General features: G+C 51.5%; 15 protein-coding genes. 10 read left to right on the top strand and 5 right to left on the bottom strand.

Annotation, left to right across the window (positions count from 1 at the left end; all coding sequences use genetic code 11):
- Position 1: 1 nt before the first annotated feature.
- From EP25_RS0119655 to EP25_RS0119645, 3 genes are read right to left on the bottom strand one after another with little or no spacing between them, the layout of a single operon-like run.
- Positions 2–730 carry an ABC transporter ATP-binding protein gene (locus EP25_RS0119655; protein WP_031435430.1) on the bottom strand — a complete coding sequence of 243 codons (729 nt, stop codon included), beginning with the start codon at positions 728–730 and terminating at the stop codon, positions 2–4.
- Positions 727–1,689: a PQQ-dependent catabolism-associated beta-propeller protein gene (locus tag EP25_RS0119650; RefSeq protein ID WP_031435429.1), complete on the bottom strand. Its 963-nt coding sequence runs from the start codon at positions 1,687–1,689 to the stop codon at positions 727–729. The genes EP25_RS0119655 and EP25_RS0119650 overlap by 4 nt, the downstream gene beginning before the upstream one ends.
- 1 nt (position 1,690) lies before the next feature.
- The gene (locus EP25_RS0119645) at positions 1,691–2,875 is read right to left on the bottom strand and encodes an ABC transporter substrate-binding protein (RefSeq protein ID WP_031435428.1); all 1,185 of its coding nucleotides are present in this window, start codon (positions 2,873–2,875) and stop codon (positions 1,691–1,693) included.
- A gap of 176 nt (positions 2,876–3,051) precedes the next feature.
- On the opposite strand from EP25_RS0119645, the gene EP25_RS0119640 reads away from it, so the two are divergent.
- The 6 genes from EP25_RS0119640 (at position 3,052) to EP25_RS0119615 (ending at position 8,917) form a co-directional block, all read left to right on the top strand.
- Positions 3,052–3,456: a PilZ domain-containing protein gene (locus EP25_RS0119640; RefSeq protein WP_031435427.1), complete on the top strand. Its 405-nt coding sequence runs from the start codon at positions 3,052–3,054 to the stop codon at positions 3,454–3,456.
- A gap of 129 nt (positions 3,457–3,585) precedes the next feature.
- Positions 3,586–4,431: an MOSC domain-containing protein gene (locus EP25_RS0119635; RefSeq protein ID WP_031435426.1), complete on the top strand. Its 846-nt coding sequence runs from the start codon at positions 3,586–3,588 to the stop codon at positions 4,429–4,431.
- 114 nt (positions 4,432–4,545) lie between these two features.
- A complete protein-coding gene (locus EP25_RS0119630; RefSeq protein ID WP_031435425.1) occupies positions 4,546–6,207 on the top strand; it encodes a glutamine--tRNA ligase/YqeY domain fusion protein in 1,662 nt (553 codons plus the stop codon).
- Between the two features lie 82 nt (positions 6,208–6,289).
- A complete protein-coding gene (locus tag EP25_RS0119625; RefSeq protein ID WP_031435424.1) occupies positions 6,290–7,168 on the top strand; it encodes a fructosamine kinase family protein in 879 nt (292 codons plus the stop codon).
- 50 nt (positions 7,169–7,218) lie between these two features.
- The gene (locus EP25_RS0119620) at positions 7,219–7,995 is read left to right on the top strand and encodes a TIGR01458 family HAD-type hydrolase (RefSeq protein ID WP_031435423.1); all 777 of its coding nucleotides are present in this window, start codon (positions 7,219–7,221) and stop codon (positions 7,993–7,995) included.
- 310 nt (positions 7,996–8,305) lie between these two features.
- Entirely contained in the window at positions 8,306–8,917 is a 612-nt protein-coding gene (locus EP25_RS0119615) for a FlgO family outer membrane protein (protein ID WP_031435422.1), read from the top strand.
- 135 nt (positions 8,918–9,052) lie between these two features.
- Here EP25_RS0119615 and EP25_RS22680 read toward each other — a convergent pair whose 3' ends face one another.
- Together EP25_RS22680 and EP25_RS0119605 are read right to left on the bottom strand one after the other, a co-directional pair.
- Entirely contained in the window at positions 9,053–11,491 is a 2,439-nt protein-coding gene (locus tag EP25_RS22680) for a mechanosensitive ion channel domain-containing protein (RefSeq protein WP_160172757.1), read from the bottom strand.
- Between the two features lie 240 nt (positions 11,492–11,731).
- Positions 11,732–13,999, bottom strand: coding sequence for a DNA internalization-related competence protein ComEC/Rec2 (locus EP25_RS0119605; protein WP_031435420.1), 2,268 nt, complete (start codon positions 13,997–13,999; stop codon positions 11,732–11,734).
- Positions 14,000–14,044: 45 nt separating this feature from the next.
- Between EP25_RS0119605 and EP25_RS0119600 the strand changes: the two genes are divergently transcribed.
- The 4 genes from EP25_RS0119600 (at position 14,045) to EP25_RS0119585 (ending at position 20,389) form a co-directional block, all read left to right on the top strand.
- Positions 14,045–14,719 carry a MarC family protein gene (locus EP25_RS0119600; protein ID WP_235185960.1) on the top strand — a complete coding sequence of 225 codons (675 nt, stop codon included), beginning with the start codon at positions 14,045–14,047 and terminating at the stop codon, positions 14,717–14,719.
- Positions 14,720–14,844: 125 nt separating this feature from the next.
- Positions 14,845–15,327 (top strand): DUF2062 domain-containing protein, encoded by a 483-nt coding sequence (locus tag EP25_RS0119595; RefSeq protein WP_327036941.1) that lies wholly within the window; start codon positions 14,845–14,847, stop codon positions 15,325–15,327.
- A 125-nt stretch (positions 15,328–15,452) separates the two neighbouring features.
- Positions 15,453–17,654 carry a cation:dicarboxylate symporter family transporter gene (locus EP25_RS0119590; RefSeq protein WP_031435417.1) on the top strand — a complete coding sequence of 734 codons (2,202 nt, stop codon included), beginning with the start codon at positions 15,453–15,455 and terminating at the stop codon, positions 17,652–17,654.
- Positions 17,655–18,103: 449 nt separating this feature from the next.
- Entirely contained in the window at positions 18,104–20,389 is a 2,286-nt protein-coding gene (locus EP25_RS0119585; protein ID WP_036300810.1) for a bifunctional diguanylate cyclase/phosphodiesterase, read from the top strand.
- The last annotated feature ends 4 nt before the right edge of the window (positions 20,390–20,393 follow it).

Here is a 20,393-nt window from a genome sequence, read left to right as displayed (position 1 = left end):
CCTACCCCCTGGTCAACTTGGAAAAGACTTCATGGATGGTGGCGCCGGTTTTCTCTAGCAACCGTTCGACATTACTCTTCGCCATGACTCGGCCTTTATGCAAAATAATCAATTGGTCCTCGGGATAAATTTCATCGATCAAATGGGTCGCCCACAGCACGGCCAGATCGGTCTCCTCGACCAGTTTGTGCACGTGCTCGACGATGCCGTGGCGGCTGGGCACGTCCAGGCCGACGGTCGGTTCGTCCAGCAGCAGCAATTTGGGTTGATGCAGCAAGGCGCGAGCGATCTCCACCCGGCGCCGGTGACCGCCGTTCAGTTGCCGAACTTTTTCCTTGCGCCGGTCGTACATTTCGAAACGTTCCAATTCCTCCTGGATGCGCCGATTGGCCTGCTTGCGGCCGATGCCGTGCAGCGCGCTGTGGTAACGCAGATTCTGCAGCACCGTCAGATCCGGGTCCAACGTACTCTGTTGGAACACGACGCCGAGCTGGGCCAGGGCCTTACGGCTATCCTTTCTAACGTCATAACCGCACAGCTTGATGCTGCCCTGGCGGCTGTCGTAAAGCCGGGTGATCAGCGAAAACAGCGTACTCTTGCCGGCCCCGTTCGGCCCCAACAACATCGTGCATTCGCCGACCTCGACACTGAAGCCGACCTCGTCCAGGGCTTTTTTGCTGCCGTAAGCGAAACTGAGTTCGCTGATTTCCAATGCGTGTTGTGTCGTCATGGCCTAGCCACCACGCCCCAGGGATAACGGCCTACCGCCACCGACTTGGTGACTTTCTGTTCCTCCAGGTCGATGATGGAGATGTCGTTGCTGACGCCGTTGGTGGTATAGAGGCGCTTGCCGTCGGGCGAAAAAGCCAAATTCCACACCCTTTGCCCGACCAACAGATATTTTTCCACCTCATAGGTTTGCGCGTCGATCACGGCGATCCGGTTGGCCGGGCCCATGGCCACATAGCCCCAACGCCGCTCCCGGTCGATCACGACACCGACCGGCTGGATTTTGTCGGCGGTCACGCCCGGCACGTCGAGGCGAATTTTCTTGACGATCGCTTGCGTGGCCGTATCCAAAATCATCAGCGTTCCGGCGATCTCCGAGGTCGCCCACAATTGCTGGCCGTCGGCGGTGAAACTGGCGGCGCGGGGACGCGGGTCGACCAACGTGTTAGCGACGATCTTATTGGTCTTGGGGTCGATCCAGTGCAGCATATTGGTCGTCTCCGAGGCGCTAACCACCCAGCGATTGTCGGGACTGACCGCGATGCCTTCCGGTTCGATGCCGACCGGTATCTGTGCCACGGCTTTGCGTTTGGCAATATCGATCACCGTGACCAGATTGTCGTCCTCGTTGGAGACGTAAAGCAGACTGCCGTCGGGATTCAACGCGAAGGTTTCGGGATCTTCGCCCGATGGTAGGCGGCCGATCTCGGCGAAACTGTCGGCGTCGATGATCTTGATCGTGTCATCATCGCTGATCGCGATATAAAGCTGCTTCCGGTCGGCGCTCAAGGCGATGCCGCGCGGGCGCTGCCCGACCTCGAAGGTTTTAACCAGTTTACCCTCAAGCGGGTCGACCACGGCAATCGCATTGTCCTTCTCCAGCGTCACGAACACGGTTTCCGCCGCGGCAGGGGCACTGGCCAATACCGCAGCCAAAATCAGCCTATTCCATCGTCTCATGTTATTTTCCTCGTTGGCATTTCGTTTCGGGTTGATCATAGCCGAGTGTATCCAGCTCGCTGCGCGGATGCAAAAAGCCTTCCAGCGGCGCCACCGAAACGATCGAGCGCGGCGCGGCCAACAATACCGGTTGTCTTAATTGTCCGCTCCAGGGTCTGAACGACAATGGCTTGCCTTTATACCCTTGCAAGGCGAATTGTTCGCCCAATAAATAATCCTTAACCGGCTGCAGCTGGTTCGATTGGGTGCGCACGGTCGCCTCGCCGATCGCCCGCACCGCCAGATAGGCGCCGTAATCCTCTTCCTCCATCCAGCGGCCGGTGTGTTCCTTGAAGCGGTTTTGTATCTGCACGGCACCCCATTGTTCATGAGTTCTATGCCAGGATGTCGCGACCAGCCCCTGGGTGCCGACCACCAGCCTTGGCAACCAGGTGCGGTAAGCCAGATATTCGCCGAACAAGCCCTGCTCGTCGGCCACCACCAGCACATCGTAGTCCTCGCCCTGGGTAAACACCGGTACGTCGGACTGTGCCGTGCGCCGCGCATCGTAAGTGTGGGTCCAGTTCTTCTCCGCAACCAGTTTCATGCCGAAGCGTTTCGCCGCCCGTTTGACCGCGGCGGCGTACAAGCCGTCTTCGGGACTGGGTCCGATGACCAGAAACCATTCGCGCCAGCGTTTCTTCAACATATATTGCGCCAAAGCGTCGGCGCGCATCGCCCGGCTAGGCAGCATATGCAGCAGATTGGCCCGGCATTGTTCGTTGCGCAGTGCATCGTCGGTCGTCGAGGCATCGAACAACAATTTCTGTTGCGCCGCCGGCAAGTCGGCCAACTTCAGTAGCGAGTCGGCCTTGAGATTCAGCACGACGAAGGCGTAATCGGCCCCGACCTGGTCGTTGAAGGCCTTCACCACATCGGCGTCCGCCGGCAACATGACCTTGGTCAACTGGTAATCCTGGCCGGTGAACTGGCCGGTGGTATTGTTATCGTCTATCGCCAGTTCGGCGCCCGCCATGCCCTTGCCCTGGATGAACGGGTCGAGATTGGACAACGCCGGGGGAACGGCTTGTTCCTGGGTTAAATAAAAAATTTTAATCTGTTGTTTTGCCGCCGAAATCCCGGAAAGAGGATAAGCAAGCAAAAGCAACCACAGGATGGATACGAAATAATGTCTTAGGAATTTCATTGAATGCTGTTTACTGATTCGGCACAGGTAAGCAATTTTAACGTATAAAAGCGTCATAAAGCATCCGCGAAAAAATGCTGGGAATACGGCATTGTTTGTGAGGGCCTGCGGGCAATATTGAATTTCCCGAATTTGCAACGATACTTAAGCATACACTTTCAATCGAATGGCGAGTAATGTCAGACAATAACGAAGATCTTGATACCGAAAACGACATATTTGCGCTGGATATGTCCGACGGCCTGGTGGAAAGCAATAGGCGCGCCGCCGTGCGCTATGTACGCCAGGATATTACGGCCATTTTGATCAAAAAAAGCCTGTTCAGGGCACAAGAAATTCTCGTTCAATTAATCGACATCAGCAGCAAAGGCGCGACCATTGCCTGTTCCGATAAACTTAAACGCAAGAACAAGGTAAAACTGAGTTTAACCTTCCAAGACGGCAAACGATTCACCCTGCCTGCTACGGTGGTCCATGCGGAAGACGCTCCGCAAAAACGCTACGGGCTGAAATTCGAACGTTGTAACGACAAATTGGGCGACTACCTGCTATCCTCGCAAAACGATTTGATTTTCAAGTAAACGCTGCGTACAAACCTCCATTTACAGAACGTTATGAATTAGACAAAATGGCTGCCACCGAAACATCAATCATGGCGGAACGACACAACGTTCCCCAGGAGCCAAACCGACCGATCACCTGAAAAAACTATGAACCAACCGTTTTTAAGCCAAATTTACCTCTATCCGGTCAAATCCCTGGGTGGCATTCGCGTCGAGCGCTGGCCTGTCGACCATCGAGGATTGGTTTACGACCGGAAATGGATGCTCATCGACCGGCATGGACGTTTCTTGAGTCAGCGACGCCTGCCAAAAATGGCGTTGATCAAAACCCAACTAACAGGCGACCAACTGGTTTTAACCACACCGGATCAAAGGCAAATCGCACTTTCCGTCAACTTCGCCGGCGGCGAGACTCTCGAGGTCAGCCTCTGGCACGACCTTTGCCAGGCCCGCACCATCAGCGACGAAGCCGACCGTTGGTTGAGCGATTTCCTGGATCATGACTGCCGGCTGGTTTACCAACCCGATGACAGCATCAGGCCGGTCGATCCCCATTATGCGCTTGCTAGCGATCAAGCGGCGTTTTCCGACGGCTTCCCATTTCTGATCGTTTCGGAGGCCTCTTTACAATCGCTGAACAAGGCCATGCAACTGGAACTGTCGATGAGCCGTTTCCGTCCCAACCTGGTGATCGATGGCTGTGCCGAATACGCGGAAGACGGTTGGCGAGAGATCAGCATCGGCCATATCGGCTTCAGGCTGCCGAAACCCTGTTCCCGCTGCAACATCCCGGCAATAGACCCGGAAACGGCCGACATCGGCAAGGAGCCGCTGCAAACGCTCAATCGTCTACGTAAATGGAACAAACAAGTCTATTTCGGCCAAAACGCGCTACACAACAATGGCGGCGAACTCACCGTCGGCTCTCCTGTCACCGTAACGGCCACCGGCACTAAACAACCACCGTTACAGTTGCCTGGAAATAGCGTGTAGACCATGCCCCGCCTTTGCGGACCGTAGACAAACTCGCTAAAATAGCGCCATTCCGAATGCCTACTACACAGGTAAAATCCCCTTTTAACCAACCCTTCCACGTAATATAACTCAATGTCGACAAGCGAAAACCCTGTTTCATCCAATTTTATCAGACAGATCGTTGCCGCCGATTTGGCCAGCAATAAGCACAACGGCAAAGTGGCGACCCGTTTTCCTCCCGAACCGAACGGTTATCTGCATATCGGACACGCCAAATCGATCTGTCTTAATTTCACGATCGCCCTGGAAAACGGCGGCACCTGCAATCTGCGCTTCGACGATACCAATCCCGAGAAAGAAAGCGTCGAATTCATGGAAGCGATCGAACGAGATGTACATTGGTTGGGTTTCCAGTGGGCCGGTAAATACCATGCCTCCGATTATTTCGAACAGCTCTATCAATATGCCGTTCAGCTGATCAAATCCGGTGACGCCTATGTCGATAGCCTGAGCGCCGAACAGATTCGTCAATATCGCGGCACGCTGACCGAGCCCGGCAAGGAAAGCCCGGACCGCAATCGTTCGATCGAGGAAAACCTGGACCTGTTCCAGCGCATGCGCGCCGGCGAATTCGCCGACGGCCAATACGTGTTGCGCGCCAAGATCGACATGGCGTCGCCCAACATCAACATGCGCGACCCGACGATTTATCGCATCCGCCGCGTGCACCATCAACGCACCGCCCACGAATGGTGCATCTATCCGATGTACGATTACACCCATTGCATTTCGGACGCAATAGAAGGCATTACCCATTCCCTGTGCACCCTGGAATTCGAAGACCACCGCCCTCTCTATGACTGGGTGCTGGATAAACTGCAAACCCCTTGCCATCCGCAGCAAATCGAGTTCGCCAGATTGCAACTGGAATATGCCGTGATGAGTAAGCGCAAACTCAATCAACTGGTCACCGAAAAACACGTCGGCGGCTGGGACGACCCGCGCATGCCGACCATTGCCGGCCTGCGCCGCGCCGGTTACACGCCGTCCTCGATCCGGGATTTCTGCGAACGTATCGGCGTCACCAAAAAGGATTCCTGGATCAAGATGGGGGTACTGGAAAATTCCATCCGCGAAGACCTGAACGAACATGCGCCGCGGCGGATGGCCGTGTTAAAGCCGCTGCGCGTCGTCATCGACAACTATGCCGACGACGCCGTCGAGGAATACGATATCGCCAATCATCCGCAAAAACCGGAAATGGGTACCCGCAAAGTGCCTTTCGGCAAAGTCGTTTATATTGAACAAGATGATTTCGCCGAAGTACCGCCGCCAAAATTCAAACGTCTGGTTCCCGGCGGCGAAGTCCGGCTGCGCGGTTCCTACGTCATCAAATGCGAGGAAGTGATCAAGGACGAAGCCGGCAACATCGTCGAGCTGCGCTGCAGTTACGACCCGAACACGTTGGGCAAGAACCCGGAAGGCCGCAAGGTCAAAGGCGTCATCCATTGGGTTTCCTCCGCCCATTCGATTCCGGCGGAAGTTCGCCTGTACGATCGTTTGTTCAAGGTCCCCAATCCGGATGCCGAAGCGCATTTCCTCGATGCGCTGAATCCGAATTCCCTGGAAATCCTGACCGGCTGCCGGGTCGAAGCCAGTCTGAACAGCGCCGAGCCGGAAAGTCGTTACCAGTTCGAACGTACCGGTTACTTCTGTGTCGATTCGGTGGACAGCACGGCGGAAAAACTGGTATTCAATCGTACCGTAACGTTGCGTGATACTTGGGCCAAATAAACCTAAGCCCAACCGAGCCTGTCTTGCCAGACAGGCTCGGACTGCATGCAATGCTTTCAACTGCAATTAGCGGGAGCGTGCCATGAGCATACAAGAGTTAATCCCCCACCTTGAAAAAACAACAGGGCAATCATTAGGCAAAGGCCGCCTCAGTATGCTCAGCGGCGGCGACATCAATACCGCCTATCAATTGCAGACCAATAGTTTCTCTTGGTTCGTGAAAGTCAACCGGCCGAGCCTGGCCTACATGTTCGAGGCCGAAGCCACCGGACTGCAGGAATTGGCCGAATCAAAGACCATCAGAGTTCCGCACGTCATCAACCATGGCCAAACCGACCACTACAGTTACTTGGTACTGGAACACATCGATTTGGGACGGCTCGGAAGCGAATCGGCCCATCTGTTTGGCGAACAACTGGCAAACCTACACCGACAGAAACGACCGTTTTTTGGTTGGCATATCGACAATACGATCGGCAGCACTATCCAGCACAATGATCGCCATGACGATTGGGCCGAGTTCTGGAAGGAAAAACGCCTGTTGCAACAATTGCGCTTCGCGGCCGACAATGGTTACGGCGGCAAGCTGCAAAGCAAAGGAGAAAAACTGGCCGATAAAATCGGCGCATTTTTTACTTCCTACCAGCCGCATCCTTCATTGTTACACGGCGATTTATGGGGAGGCAATGCTGCAGCGGACCGGGAAGGCCAACCGGTCATTTATGATCCGGCCTGTTATTATGGCGATCGTGAAGCCGATATCGCCATGACCGAACTGTTCGGCGGCTTTGGCAGCGCGTTTTACGCCGCCTACCGCGACAATTATCCGTTGGATTCAGGTTACGAAACGCGTAAGATCCTGTATAACCTATACCATATCATCAACCATTTGAACTTATTCGGCAGTGCTTATCTGCATCAAGCCGAATCGATGATCGAACGCTTACTGGCGGAAACATGAGACCAGATTAGGAAAACGCATTTTCAACTTTACCTTCCGGTTCGAACGATATGATCGATTTATCTCCAATCCGCGGCATACTTTTCGACATCGATGGCGTGTTATATGTCGGACCGAACATTATCGACGGTGCCATCGAGGCCGTGGCCGAATTAAAACAACGCGGTTATCGTTGTCGCTTCATCACCAATACCAGCACTCTTTCCCGGGCCTCGTTACACAAGAAAATGACCGATCTGGGCTTTGACATCACCGACCGGGAAATCATCAGCGCCACGCGCGCCGCCGTCATTTATTTGCAACATTTTGTCGACCCGGTCTGCCATCTATTGCTTTCCGACGATGTCAAATACGACTTCCGCCAATTCAGGCAAGTCGATGACAAGGCCGACTTCGTTATCGTCGGCGATATCGGGGACGCCTGGTCCTACAAACTGCTCAACACGGTTTTTAACGAATTAGTCCACGGCGCCGAATTGATCGCCATTCACAAGAACCGTTTCTGGCAAACCGAACACGGCCTGCAAATTGATATCGGCGGTTTCATCAGTGCTCTCGAATACGCCAGCCAGAAACAAGCCACGATCATCGGTAAACCGTCGGCCGAATTTTTTCAATCGGCGCTGACCGACCTGGAATTGCCGCCGGAGCAAGTCGCCATTGTCGGCGACGATATCGACACCGACATTGGCGGCGGCCAAAACGCCGGCTTGACCGGCATTCTGGTCAAGACTGGCAAATACCGGGATACTTATGCCAAACAAAGCCCGATCACTCCCAACCTGACCATCCTCTCGATAGCCGAATTACCCAAAGTGTTACCTTAGAGACAAAGTATTGAAATTGAAAACCCTAATAATTTCAGACAGGCTCCCAAACCTTTCGGCTATCGCTAAGCTTGATGTTGCCGCAACAATTCCGAATGTAACAATGCGAGTTTGTATGCCCCTTGCTACGCCCAAGCCAGCCCCGCGCATTTTACTGCTATAATTTATTTTGATCGAAAACTGCAACGATAGCAGCCACATATTGAAGCTAGAACCATGCTGCCATTGTTGACCGGACACGAACAGATCGTACTTTGACTAACCCCGTGTTTTAGGTTGTGATAACCCGATATTTAGATGGAGACCAATGATGTTGAAAAAAACGACACTAACCTTTTTATGCCTATTGGCAGTCTCATTAGCCGGTTGCAGCCGGTATTATTATTGGGATAACGAGCCTGACGACAAGAACCTGGTGGATGTCAGCTATGATGCGGTGGACAACCTGCTGCAAAACCTGAAAAAACCACTTCCCGCCGGCAGTGTGGTCGTAATCAACTCCTTGGTCAATGTCGATGATTTAAGCCAATCTTTCTCTTTCGGCCGTATTCTTTCCGACCAGATTTCCTCGGCTTTTCACCGCTCCGGCTATCGTATCGTCGGCATGGAACTGCCTACCGAAATTTTCGCCAAAAACGACAGTGGTATTCTGTACTTAGCCGACGAAACCAAACAAGCATTAAACGAAACCGGCGCTTCGGCTTTAGTCATCGGCGTCTTCGCCCCAGGCAAACGTAACGCTTATGTTTCGCTTAAGGTTTACGATATCGCCAGCGAAAACGTTATTTCCAGCAACGACTTTTCGGTACCGATGGGACCGGACACCAAAAAACTGCTAAAACCCAAAAAGGTCGACGAAAACGAAAAAGAACAGGCCCAGGAGACCAGCACCGACCCGATTCCCCTGGAATCTCTTGAATAACAGAACTAACATCCAGCTCCACCCCCGCCGTACAAGAAGCCCCTTTTGTAAGGCGGGGGTGGTTCTTTCTCCGGTAACAACCGTTCTGGCAACTAGGGCTTACCTTGGAAGAAGGTATAGCCCTTCTCTCTCCCCTTAGAAAGGTAGACCGGCCTCAGCTACGTTTTGCAGATAAATGGATTGGCTGGGATAGGCGAACTGAATGTCGTTGTCCTGGAAGCGTTTGAATATCTCCAGGTTTATGGCTTGCTGAACGTCCATGTAAAGATTGTAATCGGGGCTCAATACATAGTAGACGGTCTCGAATAACAGGGCAAAATCACCGTAGGAAGCAAAATGGGCGCGATCAAAACGGGTATTTTCCCTCTCTTCAATGATCTCCCGTATCATGTCGGGTATCTTGCTCAGCGTTTCCTCCGGCGTCTGATAGATCACCCCGATCTTGAAAACCACCCGCCGTTCGTTCATACGTTTGAAATTGCGAATACGCGTATTGAGCAAATCGCCGTTGGAGCAGACGATTTGTTCGCCGGAAAGGCTGCGTATCCTGGTGGTTTTAATGCCGATATGTTCGATGGCACCGAAAAAATCGTCGAATACAACGAAATCGCCGACGACAAAAGGCTTGTCGAGAACGATGGAGAGGGACGAAAACAAATCATTAAGGATTCTTTGCAAGGATAACGCCACGGCGATACCGCCTATGCCCAGGCCGGCCACCAACGCGGTCACGTCTATGCCCAAACTCTGCAGTATCAACAATAAAGCGAACGACCACAGAATCACTTGACTGGCGAAATTGAAAATAGTCAACGCGCCCATGCTGGCGCCGTCGCGCTTCGTGCGGCGGGCCAGGATCAGGAAGACCCAGCTACGCACCAGGCCGCTGCCCCAAACGGCCGCCTGGAATACGATCGCAACCTTGGTTAAATCATAGATCGTCTTTTTGCTTTCCAGGTCCAAGGTTAAAAACCGGGAAGCGACAAAAACGCCTAACATCAAAAAGAAAATGCTGTTCGCCCGCTTGATGGTATTCAAAAAACCGCCGGCCAAGGATACCCGGCCCGGTTCTTCCAGATATTTCAACCGCCGGATCAGAATCCAGCGGATGAAATACAACAGCAGAAACGTCATGAGCAAAGAGGCCAACGCACGCGACCATGCCAGCAAGGTATTATCATAAACCTTGTAATTCATCGAGACTTCCAACCAATCGCGCCATGATCTGAGCGAGGTTTGCACATCGATTTCGTCGATCAGTTTTTGCTGCAACCGCCGGTAATTTTCGAACGCGCCCAGCAATGATTGAATGGAATCGATGATTTGCACTACCTGTTCGCGCTGCCGCGCAATGGCATTATCGGCACTAGGGGCCTGGGTATTATCGATCTTGCCCTCCAATGACGCCAAGCGGGTTTGCCAATCGCCCAACCAAAATCTAAGATTGTCTTCCTCTGGCCCAATCTGCTCCAATTGTTGCTTGGCGCTCTTCCTCCATTCCGCTTGTTGCGACGATTCAGCGTTGCCATTGAATACGGCATAGCGCCGCTGCCAAATCAGTTTCGAGGCATCGAGCAAATCGTCGCGGCGGGCGGCATTTTCGCTCTCATTCTTCAATGCCTCGTATTTAAGTTGCAGGGTATCGCTTTCCATCTCTATGGCCCGCCTTTCGGCGGGTGTCGCGCTAAACATTTTTTTTCGCGTCTGCTCCAGCCGGCTTTTGACGAAGGCTTGCTGTTCCTTGGTGCGGGAAACAACCCGCTTCAATTCGAACTGTTCCTTGTCGATTCGCCGCAATTGCTGCTGCAATTCATTGGCTTCAAAGCGGGCATGCTGGTACAAAAAATCGACGCGGTTTTGTAATAAAGCCAGATAAGCTTGATGGACGGATTGTTCCATGCGCTCGCTGCGTAATGCGAGCCGGCGCAGAACTTCGACTTGTCTAGCCGACTCGAGTTCGATTCTGGCATTTTCCAAAACGATATTCGGCTGATTAGACTCCACGTCAACCGAAGCTTTTTCCAGGTCGGCGACCTTTTCTTCGCTTTGCCGCGTGTCGCTGACGGCTTGCTCCAACGCCTGTTCCGCCAGTTCTATTTTCGAACTCAGCGTCTTTTCGCGGCGGGATTCGATATTCAATTCGTCGCGGCTTCGATCCAGCTCCATAAAGGAATGCGTTTGACTGGACACCAGCGCTTGCCGGAGCTTATCGTTCTCCGCTTCATATTGTTGTTTCTTGACTTCTAAAGCCAGTAACCTGTCCAGCTCCTCGATCTGCTGTTCATAAACGCCATCAAGTTGGGCATAACCTGCCGCTAATTGGTCGCGAGCCGACTGAGTGCTGCCAGCGAAGCTCTTGGAGGCCTCTTCGGCTTTCTGTTCAAAAAACTTGCGGCGCGCCTTGACCTTTTCCAACAATTGTTTCGCGTCCTGGTTCTCCAGGTCCTGTTGCGAAATGTCAGGCGCGGAAAATGCGCCCGCCGCTTGCTGTTGCTGCGGAAAGGCCGGCGGGATCATTGACCACAGTATGGCCGCGATAATAAACCTATACAATATGTCAAGATTTTTAACCATGAATGACTCCTCGGTTTGTATCTGATTCATCGTAAGTGGTATCCGCATTTCGATCTTTATACTATGACATGACGACATCGATGCAAAAAGCAAAGCCGCGACACCGAAAACTGTCTTTCTAAAGGCAGCCTCTAATAATTCAAAATTTGGCTATTTTGATGTATGTAAGTTATTGAAAATGTTGGATGGCCAAATGCGCATAACGTTATTTTTAGAGGCTGCCTAAAAAGTTTATCGCCATTATCGCGTATGCCAATACCTGCGGTATTTCTCTCTGCTTGCCTCGATCACCAAGCTCTTTCGTTGGGTAGTCAATAAAATTGCCCCCTCCTCGGCCGTGTTTAGCCAGTCTATCCCTCGATCGGCGTAACGTTGCAACACCTGCCGGTTCGGCAAAGAAAAGCGGTTGCGATAGCCTGCCGATATCAGGACAAGGTCGGGATTAACTTTGTGCAAAAAAATGCCGCTAGACGATGTCTTGCTGCCGTGATGGGGCGCCAGCAAAATGTTGCTGGATAATTCATCGCCATAATTGTCGACCAACCATCGTTCCGCCGGTCGTTCAATATCGCCGGTCAGCAACAAGGAGTAATGGGCCGTGCTGATTTTCAGGACGCACGACTTGTCATTATCATGAAACAGAACATCGGACTGCGGGGGCGACAACATGGTGAATTTTACTCCGTCCCATTGCCACTGTTGCCCGCTACGGCATGAACTCGCCGAGTAACCTTGTTGTTCCGCCGGCAAATTACCGCTAACCTGACCGACCGTCATCGACGCCAGAACCGATTCCAGGCCACCGCTATGGTCATTGTCTTCATGGCTGATCAACAACTTGTCTATCCTGGTAATGCCGCGGAAATGCAGATAAGGCAGAACGGCCACGGACCCCATATCGAATTGACGGGAATATCTCGCTCCGGTATCGTAGAGCAAGACATGATCGTGGGTTTCGACTACGACCGACAACCCCTGGCCGACATCCAACACGGTCACCCGGCTTTCGCCGACGGGGGGGTTCTCGACCGGCACGCATAGCAAAGGCAACCATAAAACCAACCCGATATAGCGGCCCGGAAAACCTTTAGGCGCCAATAACAAGAACACTCCCAGCAACGCCAGAATCACCGCAAACAAAGGGGGTTGAACCGTATTCAAGGCAGTCAACGGCATACCGGCGCTGGCAGACAGAAACAACCACAGCCAGTGTAACAGCGAGTCGACCAAAACGAATAATAATTCCGCCAAACCGGGAAAAATAAACAATAATAGCGTTGCCAACAAAGAAAGCGGTACGACAAGCCAGGCAATTAGCGGCACCGCCAACAAATTGGCCAGCGGCGCGATCAACGAAACCTGTTGAAAATAAAACATGATCAACGGCGCCAGTCCCACCGCCGTCACCCAATGAATTTTAATTAGCGAGCGCCAATAACTCAGATGCCCGAGCCTCGCGGACAGTGTGTAAATAATTAACAAAACGGCCGTAAAGGACAGCCAGAAACTGGCCGATAACACGGACATCGGGTCCAGCACCACCACGACACACAGCGCAACGGCCACGGTTTGAAGCGGCGTTATGTGGCGTTGGCGGTACAGTGCCAACAAAACAACAGTCAACATCAGCACAGCTCGCCGGGTCGGCAAAGCGAACCCCGCCAACGCGGCATAGCACAATGCCGCCAGCAACGCGCTAATCGCGGCGACGCGCTGCGGGGACACCGATAAGGCCCCACTATAAGCCCAAATTTTTACGACCAGAAAATAGACCAGGCCGGCCACCAAGCCGATATGCAAACCGGAGATGGCTACCAAATGTACCGTACCGGTTTTACGGAATACATCCCATTCATCCGCTGACAATCCAGAACGGTCTCCGATCGTCACTGCCTTGATAATGCCAGGATGATGACGAGCTGACTGCATTTGCACTAAGCGGTCCGAAATCTTTTGCCGCCAATACGAAACCGGGTGGGCAAAATGATTCTCTCCCAGTAAATCAGGAGTCGGCCGGTCGCGGACATAGCCTACGGCACCGATACGATTGCTAAACAACCAGCGTTCATAATCGAAGCCGCCGGGGTTAGCCAGGCCATGCGGACGTTTCAGCTTCACCGTCAAGCGCCAATATTGGCCCGCTTTAATCCCGGTCTTTGGAAAATACCAGCTCAAGCGGATTTTTTGGGGTAAATCAGCTTTCGACCGCGTCACGATAAAATCGAACTTTACGCGATTCTCGTCCCGTTCCGGCAATCCGTCGACATAGCCCTGCACTTCGATTTCCCTACCCTCTAACTGCGTTGGCAACACATCATTGAGCGAGTTCATGGCGAAGGCTGAAGCCCACAACATACCACTAACCAACATCATAAGTCGCCAGCAATTGAACCAAGAAAAAAAGCCGGCCATAATTAATAAGATGGCTATTTGTCCGCCGTTTGGCAAAACAGCCAAATGTTGCACGCCAAGCACTCCCAGCAAAAAAAACAGCACCGCTAGAATCATAAGCGCCGGGTTTGCGGTAGCGAATATTCGGACAACAATGCTAAGATGGCGGGCGTTTTTTCCAATGCAGCCTCTACCGTCATGCTGGAAACCATCACCGTCGCTCTGGCCACTTTTTTCGCCACCATCGGCCCAATCGATGTCGCCATTGTTTTTGCCGCGTTAACTTCGCAAATGAACAGCAGATTTCGCTTACTCATGGCGTTGCGCGCTACTTCCCTTGCCTGGGGCATTTTGACGTTATTCTTTTTGATCGGCGAACCTTTGCTCCGTAGTTTTGGCATTTCTCTGGCGGCATTACGAACCGCTGGCGGTATTCTATTATTATTGATTGCCATCGACATGGTTTTCGCCCGTAGTTCGGGAGCGACATCGACCACTGACCAGGAAACTCAAGAAGCCGTGACCCGCAAGGATATTTCCGTGTTTCCGCTGGCAACCCCGTTAATCGCCGGCCCGGGCACAATCGGCAGCGTCATATTATTGACCGCCAATACCGAAGGGGTTTACCTGCAACAGTTAGCGGTATACGGCGCTCTGCTGGCCATTTTAGCGTTTACGTTTTTCTGTTTGATCACCGCCGGACAAATTCATAAATTGCTCGGTTTGACCGGCATGTTTGTTATCAGTAGGGTTTTCGGCGTCTTACTTTCCGGGTTAGCGGTGCAATTTATATTTGACGGTATCAAGGAAAGCGGCTTGCTGTCGACGATCAAATAACCCTGTCCCGAGACCGATTTGTTATCAACCATTATAGTTAATCGCTTCGTCATTAAAACCTGATAGAATTGGGACTTTCTCAACAGCACCACAGTATCATGCCTAAAAATATTATAAAAAAGTACATGCCTGATCCTGAGAAGCTGAAACAACATAAAAGGCTTCAGTTTCTGGGCGAACGCCTGCATGAACCCAATCTCTGGCATTTAAACCGTCGTTCGGTTGCTCTCGCATTCGCCATTGGCCTGTTTGTGGCCTGGGTTCCAACCCCCGGACAAATGGCCATCGCCGCGGTGGGCGCTTTTTATTTCCGCGGTAACCTGCCAATTTCGGTCGCCCTGGTTTGGATCACCAATCCCTTGACCATGCCGCCGATGTTTTATTTTGCCTACATCGTCGGTCTATTTCTGTTGGGCAAGGACTTGCCCGATGCGAATTTCCAATTTTCCATCGACAACGTGGTATCCAGTATAGGCGATATTGGCGGACCGTTTTTGTTCGGCTGTCTGATTCTGGGCCTGATTTCGTCTTCCGCCGGCTATTTTGGCATGAGTTTACTTTGGCGTTATGTCGTCACCAGACGCTGGAACAAACGCAAGAATCGCTAAAAGTAATACCAATCGGAGTGCCCGGCTCCTTCCGGGCGCAACCACTTCCTAACTCACGAATACTATCCCTTTCCCCGCTAACCAGTATCTATCCAAGACCCATCCGCTTAGTCTCAATCAACACCATGAGCCCTTCGACCGATCTTGCCATCAGCGAACCCAAGCCCTCCCGTTTCTCCTCCACCTGGTGGATCGTCCTCAGTTTATTGCTGGGCATCGGCGTCGGCTTGTTTTTCGGCGAAGATGCGGCAAATTTGCAGATTCTCGGCGATATTTATATCGGCCTGCTGCAAATGACTGTCCTCCCCTATATTCTGTTCGCATTGATCGCCAATATCGGGCTGTTGAATTATTTCGAAGCGCGCCTGTTAGCGAAACACGGCTTACTGATATTAATCATTTTATGGTCGATCGGTATTCTCAGTGTTTGGGCATTTTCGTTGGCACTCCCGCATACGGAAACTGGCTCCTTTTTCAGCACGCTACTGACCAAGGCCCCGGCAAAACTTGAATTTATCGATCTATTCATCCCCGCCAATCCCTTTCTCTCCTTATCGCAAAATGCCGTGCCGGCGGTCGTGTTGTTCAGTATGTTATTCGGCATCGCCTGTATCGGCTATACGGAACGAAAATCTTTGTTACAGCATTGCGATCAAGCGGCCAAGGTATTACTTAGGGTTAACAGCTTCGTCGTCAAGTTGACGCCTCTCGGTGTCTTCGGCATCGCCGCCAGCGCCGCCGGCACCTTGACTCTGGAAGAATTTTTCCGAGTCCAGGCCTATGTCTTGATGCTGTTGCTGGCTGTATTGCTGGTGACGCTTGTCGTACTGCCGTCACTGATCATGAGTTGCACTCCCTTCAGCTACCGGCAAATCTTCCGCGCCTCCCGCGATGCTCTGCTGACCGTTTTTGTCGTCGGCAGCATCTTTGTCGTCATTCCGATGCTCACCCAAGGCGTTTGTCACTTGCTCCGGCAAAAAACCATGCCAAGCGGCGAGCATGCCCGGATACCCGATATGATATTGCCGTTAGCCTACCCGTTCCCGGACATGGGACGTCTGCTCAGCCTGGTTTTTATCGTCTTCGCCGCCTGGTTCTACGGCAGCCCGCTGACGTTCTTCGAATATCCCGAAATGTTAAGCATCGGCCTGTTCCTTAGTTTCGGCAAATTGATCACGGCCATTCCTTTTTTACTCAACCTGTTCCGTATTCCCGACGATATTTTCAACTTATTCCTGACCGTTGGGGTTATCTGCCGGCGCTTCGCCGATGTTGCCGGTGCGATGCACTTGCTGACGTTCACGATTCTGACGACGGCAATCATGACCGGTATCTTCAAGATCCGCTGGCGCAAATTAATATGGAGCATAATCGTCATTCTGCTGAGTTTCGTTCTTAGCATCTCATTGTTGAAATATTACCTGGTTTACAGCGGCATCGGTCAACCTAGCTCTAATCAACAAATCGAAAGCATGCAATTGCAACCCAGCAATGTAAATGTCAAGGTTTTCAATTATTCGTTTCCTAACCCTGTTCCTCTGGGCGACGGCCAGACTATCCTCGACCGTATCCTACAGCGCAAATTGATACGTATCGGTTTCATTGAGGATGACCTACCGTTTTCCTACTTCAACAAGTCCAATCAATTGGTCGGCTTCGATGTGGAATTGATGTATCAATTGGCGGACGACCTGGACATCGGCATCGAGTTCATCCCCTATGAAAGGGAATATCTGCTTCAAGATATGGAAGAAGATCGTTTCGATATCGCGATATCCAGCCTCACTGCTAACCCGCATTTGCTCGCTAGCCGCCAATTCTTGTACAGCAGCAGTTATCTGGACACCCATTTCGCCTTCGTCGTACCAGACCATCTTCGTACTGTTTTCAGCGATGCCGATAGCGTCCGCGAGTTGAAAAATTTCCGCGTCGGCATCAGAAACGGCAGCGTATTCGTCGACCATATCAAATATCACTTCCCAAATTTGCAGGTCGACGAACTAGATTCCGAGGCGGATTTTTTCGCCGTCGAATCATTTCGGCAAGAGGCATTGGTCACCTCAGCCGAAGGGGGCTCCGCCTGGACCCTGCTCTATCCTGGCTATCATGTGGTTGACCCACTGCCCGGAAAAGCCGGCGCGCCGTTAGTCATAGCAATTAGCGGCTTAGATCTGCAACTGGAAAAATATCTTAACACTTGGATCATGCTGAAACGTCAGAGTGGGGATATTCAACAGTTATTCGAGTACTGGATTCAAGGGAAGACCACGAATGCCCATAAACCTCGCTGGAGCATTTGGCACGATGTGTTAAAGAAATCCGAGTGAGAGTTTTACTCGTCGACTCTCGGTTTTTATATCCTTCTTACCGCCACTAGACGGAGCGAAGAAGAGCTTCGTGTTTTAAAACTTACAAGTTCACAATTACACCCATTCAGGCGTTGAGTATTTCAAACCGGTCGGAAATTTCGGGATAAATCTTCTATGGCTGGCTTAGAACAAAAAAATCAATAACGACTAAACTAAGTCGTATGTAATAGATCAAAATCATTCAAAGACAAGGTACGCATTTACGATTTCACCGCTATCAACTGATTCGTTTTCTTGCCTAATTATTGAGGAATAAGACCAACCGACTTTCGCTAGCGTTAGGCATTTACGGATTACCTATTACCTTAAACGGGTCCAATTGCACTTTAGCTCAATAGGCTGTCGATTGATTTAATGTGAGTGAATCGAAATAAGCGTATCGTCTAGACCTTCTAGGAGAATCGGCTATGCACGCTCCCGATGACAATAAATCACCTAGTATTACTGAAGAGGATGATGAAGATTTATTTAAATTTCAACCTGAAGAAACCTCTTCGCTAATCAGTTCACTCCCGCCATGGTCTGTTCTTACCGTCGACGACGACCGTGATTTTCAACGAACCACAGCTTTTGCCCTGGATGGCATCAAGATTTTCAATCGTCCAATCGAATTGACTCAAGCCTTCAGTATGGCCGAGGCTTCCACGTTACTCGCAACCCAGCAACGTTTTGGCGTGGTATTACTCGATGTCGTCATGGAAACCGATTACGCCGGACTGCGCCTAGTCAAGGCTATCCGTGAAGTACTGGGCAATGCCGAAATCCGCATTGTCTTGATCACAGGTCAACCCGGCATGGCGCCGATGCGTGATGTCATGAGCGACTATGACATCAACGAATACTGTACCAAATCGGAACTCACCACCTCCCGGCTGATAGCCATATTGACTTCCGAACTAAGAACATTCGACCAGCTCAAAACCATCTCCACCGCCCGACGCGGTCTGCAACTGATTGTCGAATCCAGCAATCGCCTACTGAATAAACATGATTTGACAAGCTATTGCGATGCGGCGCTGACTGAAATCGCCCTTTTACTGGGACTCAACCCAGAAGGCGTCATCTGCGCGCGGGCTGACCAAATCTACCAACAACCGGACGACCACAAGATCATTATCGTAGGCGCTGCCGGCAAGTTGCGTAATTTGATTGGTAAAAGCATACGAGAGCTCCCCGATAACAAGATTGTCAACGGCCTGCTCAAAGCCATCCACGCCCGCAATAATATCGAACAAGACCAAGCCAGCATTTTGTTCTTCCCCAAGGAAATGTCGGGGGCGGACTTTGTGATTTATTTACCCACCGAAAGAACATTACTGGACACCGAGCGCCAACTGCTACAAGTATTCGCTAGCAACATTTCGGGTGGCCTACATAACGTCGCGCTATTCAGCCGCCTGGACCAGCTAGCCTATTCCGATAATCTACTGCGGATTCCCAATAAAAACGCTTTAATAAGGGCGATCGATCGCGCCTTGTTAACCGAACAAAGACCCCGCCTATTGCTATTAATCGTAGACCTCGATGATTTCGCCCGAATAAACCATACATTCGGTCTTGCCTATGGCGACGCTTTATTACGCCAGTTCAGTCATCGCTTGTGCGAAACATTGGCCGCACCAACCCTTGTTTCCCGTCTCGGCGATGATGTTTTCGGCATTCTGGGTTCTTACGAGCATGTATCTGCATCCCTAGTAAAAAGCGCGCTCGACCGCCCATTTGAGATTAACGGCATCTCCCATTTGATGACGGCTTGTATAACCAGTGTCTATCTCGACTCGGTCGAAGGTAACGCGCGCGACGCTATCAGACAAGGTTTGCTGGCCCTAAAAGAGGCCAAACGCCAGGGACCGGGCAATTCGATGGTCTATGATAAAAACTTGGAAAATTCGGCGATCAAATGTTTTCAAATCTTGCACGATCTGCAACAGGCTTTAACTGATCAACAATTATTCCTAGCCTATCAACCCAAAATAGATCTTTCCAGCGGGGAGATTGCCGGAGTCGAAGCGTTGATACGCTGGAATAAAGAAGGGAGGGCCATACCTCCGAGCGACTTCATTCCCATCGCCGAAGCCTCTACTTTGATTCACAGTATCGGAATCGTCGTACTCACGGAAGTCTGTAAGGCGATAATTACCTTACAACAAATTGGATTGACACCCCCAACCTTTTGTATCAACGTTTCCGGTAAACAATTTTCCGATACCGCATTAATACCGTCGATACTCGACATACTTTGCAAACACAATATTTCTCCTAACCATATTGAACTTGAAGTCACCGAAACGGCAATGATGGAATCCTTCGATAGGGTTTCAATGGCGCTCCGCGAATTTCGTAAAACCGGCGGTCACGTGGCGATCGACGATTTCGGCACCGGTTATTCCTCACTGAAATATTTGAATGAACTGCCGGCGGATACGCTGAAAATCGACCGATCCTTCGTCGCCCAAATCGAATCCAGCCATGACCATGGCAGCATCGCCTCGATGGTAATAAAACTCGCCCGCAACCTGGACATGCAAGTCATCGCCGAAGGCGTCGAAAACGAAACCCAAGACCGTTGGCTACGCGATAACCATTGTGACCTGGGACAAGGCTGGCTTTATGGTCGTCCCATGACTTTGGATGTGTTGATCGACTGGTTGCAAGAGCGGTCACTACAAACGATGCAACACTCTCAATCCTAAAGAC

The organism is Methylomarinum vadi (assembly GCF_000733935.1).
GTDB lineage: Bacteria > Pseudomonadota > Gammaproteobacteria > Methylococcales > Methylomonadaceae > Methylomarinum > Methylomarinum vadi.
This window is presented reverse-complemented; position numbering and strand designations above follow the sequence as displayed.